The sequence below is a fragment of the Anaerorhabdus sp. genome, assembly GCF_036641015.1.
Taxonomy (GTDB): Bacteria; Bacillota_I; Bacilli_A; order Erysipelotrichales; family Erysipelotrichaceae; genus Anaerorhabdus.
Genome location: NZ_JAVWFO010000084.1, coordinates 1 through 4,481, shown reverse-complemented (window position 1 = coordinate 4,481; position 4,481 = coordinate 1). Strand labels below are relative to the sequence as shown.

Annotated in this window: 5 protein-coding genes and 1 pseudogene; 4 read left to right on the top strand and 2 right to left on the bottom strand. The window is 33.6% G+C overall.

Translation table 11 applies throughout. The features are described 5' to 3' along the window. Both RR430_RS08975 and RR430_RS08970 read right to left on the bottom strand, forming a co-directional pair. Positions 1-652 (bottom strand): hypothetical protein (locus tag RR430_RS08975; RefSeq protein WP_332508973.1); only part of this gene is annotated, 652 nt, incomplete at its 3' end. Next, positions 649-1,155, bottom strand: coding sequence for an ATP:cob(I)alamin adenosyltransferase (locus tag RR430_RS08970; protein WP_332488259.1), 507 nt, complete (start codon positions 1,153-1,155; stop codon positions 649-651). The genes RR430_RS08970 and RR430_RS08975, both read right to left, overlap by 4 nt. Before the next feature lie 118 nt (positions 1,156-1,273). On the opposite strand from RR430_RS08970, the gene ispD reads away from it, so the two are divergent. From ispD to RR430_RS08950, 4 genes and pseudogenes are all read left to right on the top strand, one after another. Then, on the top strand, positions 1,274-1,939 hold the full coding sequence (ispD, locus tag RR430_RS08965) for a 2-C-methyl-D-erythritol 4-phosphate cytidylyltransferase (protein ID WP_332508971.1): 666 nt from the start codon (positions 1,274-1,276) through the stop codon (positions 1,937-1,939). A 46-nt stretch (positions 1,940-1,985) separates the two neighbouring features. After that, positions 1,986-3,137, top strand: coding sequence for a helicase-related protein (locus tag RR430_RS08960; RefSeq protein ID WP_332508970.1), 1,152 nt, complete (start codon positions 1,986-1,988; stop codon positions 3,135-3,137). Then, positions 3,124-3,756 carry a ComF family protein gene (locus RR430_RS08955; protein ID WP_332488263.1) on the top strand — a complete coding sequence of 211 codons (633 nt, stop codon included), beginning with the start codon at positions 3,124-3,126 and terminating at the stop codon, positions 3,754-3,756. The genes RR430_RS08960 and RR430_RS08955 overlap by 14 nt, the downstream gene beginning before the upstream one ends. 54 nt (positions 3,757-3,810) lie before the next feature. Then, positions 3,811-4,481, top strand: a pseudogene (locus RR430_RS08950) (preprotein translocase subunit SecA); the annotation flags it as partial.

Genomic DNA, 4,481 nt, shown 5'->3' with positions numbered 1-4,481 from the left:
TTGTTCCAACTCCTCCACCTCTACTCATGATTTCCATAACTTCTTTTCTATGATCGGCAATACCACCACGGCTATCTTTTACAAATGGCATAACGAAGCAGTTAAAGTAAGTTACTTGAGTTCCACTGCCAGCACCATATAGTACTCTACCCGCAGGAATAGTGTTAAGATCTTTTAATTGTTCGTAGAATAATTGCCCATATTTTTGTTTAGTTTCTTCATTTTTTTCCGGGTTAGCTAGTGCAAAGCCAACACGTTTAGCAATTTGTTCATAATAAATTTCAAGAGGTTTATCAATTTGGAAGAATGTACGTTTAACAAGACCAGTTTGAGATTCTTTTTCATCTTCTAGTGTGCCTCTAAATTCTTCTTCTATTTCAATGACTACAGTTTCGTTGGCAACATCTATTGATTTTACAACTCCAACTCCTCGTGCAGGATATTTAGGGTCTTCTTTAATGACTGTTAAAACAATATCACCTACACCAAGTGATTTAAGTTCTCTATCTTTTTGTGAGTAACGGTCTAACATAACTAGACGAGATACACCACTATGAATCGTGTGGAAGTCTTCTTCTATCTGAGTTAGATGAGGGAAATAAACTTTAATGTCTTGGTTTAGTTTTTGCACTGTGTCTTTACTGTAAGTCATAATATATTCTCCTTATTTGATGTTTTATTATATTCTTTACATCCTAGTATGAACCAAAAGTCACTAAGACGATTAATATAGTTTAAAATATTTTGAGGAACGGATTGTTCATCATTTAGCCTAAATAAAGCTCTTTCAACGGTACGCACGGTTGTACGAAGGTGATTTATCGTGGCTATTTTTTCATTATTAAATGGATAAATGAATTTGAAAGATTCATCCAATGAATCCTGATCCATGGTTATTTCTAACCAAGATGTACGATCATCAGTAAAGCTAGTAATAGGACTATAGCCGGCAATGATAGCACATATACAATTTAAATCCTCTACAATTGTTTTGCATGTAGAGGATAAAGAATCCCATTTAGTGCAGAGTAGGATACATTCCGCAATACACGAATCTAACTGACCTAATGCTTCAATAACAAGGCTCGTTTTTGTGGTGCGGTTACCATAGATACTCGTTGTACCGGTATCGCCTCTCTTGGTTGATACCTTCATGAAAAATCCTCCTCGAAAAGATAAAACAATTATACGCTAAAACGGTCAGTTTTTGAAGCCCAAAACATAAGTTTCTAATAGGAAAGCTAAAATATTGAGTCATTAGGAGTTTTGTTGTATGATGATAAAAAAGTTAGAGGGCAAAAGCATGAAATATTCGGTAATAATTGTGGCGGCGGGAAGTGGCTCTCGTATGAATTTAGGCTATAATAAGGTGTATTATCCACTAAATGGGGTAACAATTCTTGAACAAACTATGAAAAAGTTTGAAAGTGATATTCGATGTACGCAAATCGTGGTTGTAACTGAGGGAAATGACTACAAACAGCATACGAATCACTATAATGGAAAAATAGTTGTGGTTAGAGGTGGAGATACTAGACAAGAGAGCGTTTTTAATGGACTATGCGCTGTAAAAGAAGATGTAGTCTTTGTACATGATGGAGCAAGACCATTTGTAACAGCATCTTCACTTGATCGTTTATGTGAAAGTTTAACATGCAATGATGCAGCGATATTAATGGTACCTTGTAAAGATACAATTAAAATAGTTGAAAATGGCTTTGTTAAAGAGACTTTAGAACGTTCAAAACTAATGCATGCTCAAACTCCTCAAGCATTTAAAACGAAATTATTATTAGAATGCTACCAAAAAGCATTCACAGATAATTACTTGGGAACAGATGATGCATCACTTGTAGAAAGATATAGTAATGCTAATATTGCGGTAGTAGAAGGCGATTATAAAAATATTAAAATTACAACTAAAGAAGATATTAAATAGGACAATAAGAAATTCTTTCGTATAAATATATGAAGGAGTTTTTTTTATGCAGTGTCCAAGATGTAAGAATGAGGAAGAGAAGTACTTTTATTTAGGAAGCAAAGGGTGGATATGCAGACGATGTATTCAATTTAAACGACAATTAATTGAGGAAAATTTGGCGGATAAAGAACTAGAAGATATAAGAGATAGTGCTGATGAGTATATGCTTAAATATCCATTAACACCAAAACAAAAAAGCATATCCGAAGAATGTTTGAAAAGTTTAATCAAAGGAAAAGATGTGTTTTTGGATGCGATATGTGGTGCGGGTAAAACAGAGTTAACTCTAGCAAGTATTAGTTATTTCTTAAAAGCTAAAAAACGAGTTGGATTTGCAGTAGCACGTAGACAAGTTGTTTTAGATTTATATGGTCGGTTAAAAGGGATATTTAAGCAAGCAAAGGTAATAGCGGTATGCCAAGGTTATACAGATGATGTAGTAGGAGATTTGATTGTTTGTACTACTCATCAACTTTATCGTTATCCTAATACTTTTGATTTATTAGTTTTAGATGAACCAGATGCCTTTCCGTATAAAGGAAATAAAGTACTAGAGGGTATTGTGAAAACAAGTTGTAGAGGAAGGATGATTTATCTTACTGCAACTCCTGATCAATTGATATTAAATCGCATTAAAAACAATGAATTAACGCATTTAAAACTATACCGAAGACCGCATGATTGCGATATTGCTGAACCGAAATTATTTATCGCTCCGTTACTTATTCTATTTTTTATTCTGCTTTATTGGATTAAAGAACATAGTGACAAATCATTGCTTATATTTGTTCCTACAATTAAAACTACTAAAGTACTCTATCGCCTTTTATCGTGCGTAGTTAACATAGATATGTGCACTAGTAAAACAGAAAATAAAGATGAAATTATACAAGCCTTTAGAGATAAAAAAATACAATGCTTATTAGCGACAACAATCTTAGAGAGAGGTGTCACAATTGAAGGGATTGATGTGTGTATATTTGGTGCTGATCATGGTGTTTTTGATGAAGCGAGTTTAATTCAAATGAGTGGTAGGGTAGGAAGAAGTTTCACATATCCTACAGGCGATTGTTTATTTTTGTCCACTAAAAAATCAAAGCTAGTTGATGATTGTATAGAAACTTGTAAAGAGGTAAATAGACTTGGAAGAATGTAAATATTGTTTTAAATCAATTGAAAATGGTGCCACTATATTGGATTTATTACTAAATCGGGATGTACTATGTCCATCATGCAGACGCTCGTTACAAAAGGCTAAAAGATTTACTAAGTTTCATGGTATACCACTCATTTCATTTTATATTTACAATGATTTTTATAGTTCATTACTTGTGCAATACAAAGAATGTATGGATGAGGCTTTAAGCGATGTCTTTCTATATCCGTTTATTTGCTGGATTAAAATCCGATTTAATTCATATACGATTGTTCCAATCCCTAGTAGTAGCGAGAAATTGGCAGAAAGAGGCTTTAATCATGTAATCAAGATGGTTGAGCAAACTAAATTGCCTATCTGCGATTGTCTTTTGAAAACAGAGAATATTAAGCAAGCTTTTTTAAGTAAAACACAGCGAGAAAAGATGAAGAAAGATATTAAAATTAAGCCTGGAATGTCAATTCCTAAACGAATTCTACTAGTGGATGATGTACTTACAACAGGGAACACCATGATGGGAGCACTTGAAGCATTACAGGGTATTGATGTTAAAATCAAAATACTCGTGGTTGCGAATCATCCATTAAACCTAAGAAACAAGCAAGAACGTTTGTTTTAATAGCACAAATAAGGTATAATATATCCTGCATAAAAATGTGAATTCGGAGGAATTATGGCAAACTTTATAGACAAACTATTTAATGTAGAAAAAAAGCGTATTAAAGACATAGAAAATAAGGTAAAACCAGTTGAAGCTCTTGCGGAAAAGTATAGTGCAATGAGTGATGATGAGCTTAAAAGTCAAACTGGTATTTTAAGAGAAAGACTAGCTAAAGGTGAAACTTTAGATGATATCTTACCGGAAGCTTTTGCGACAGTAAGAGAAGCAGCAAAACGTACAATTGGTGAATATCCATATTTTGTACAATTAATGGGAGCATTTGTAATGCAAGGTGGCGATATTGCAGAAATGAAAACTGGGGAAGGTAAAACACTAACTTCGGTATTAGCTGTATATTTAAATGCACTTGAAGGAAAAGGTGTCCATGTTGTAACTGTAAATGAGTATTTAGCAGAGCGTGATGCAAATTGGATGGGACAAATTCACCGTTTCTTGGGATTGACTGTAGGGTTAAACTTACGTCAATTAACACCAGCTCAAAAACGTGCAGCTTACTTATGTGATATTACATATACTACAAATGCGGAAGTAGGATTTGATTATTTAAGAGATAACATGGTGACACGTGTAGAAGATCGTGTATTACGTCCATTACATTTTGCATTAGTCGATGAAGTTGACTCAATCTTAATTGATGAATCTCGTACACCATTAATTATTTC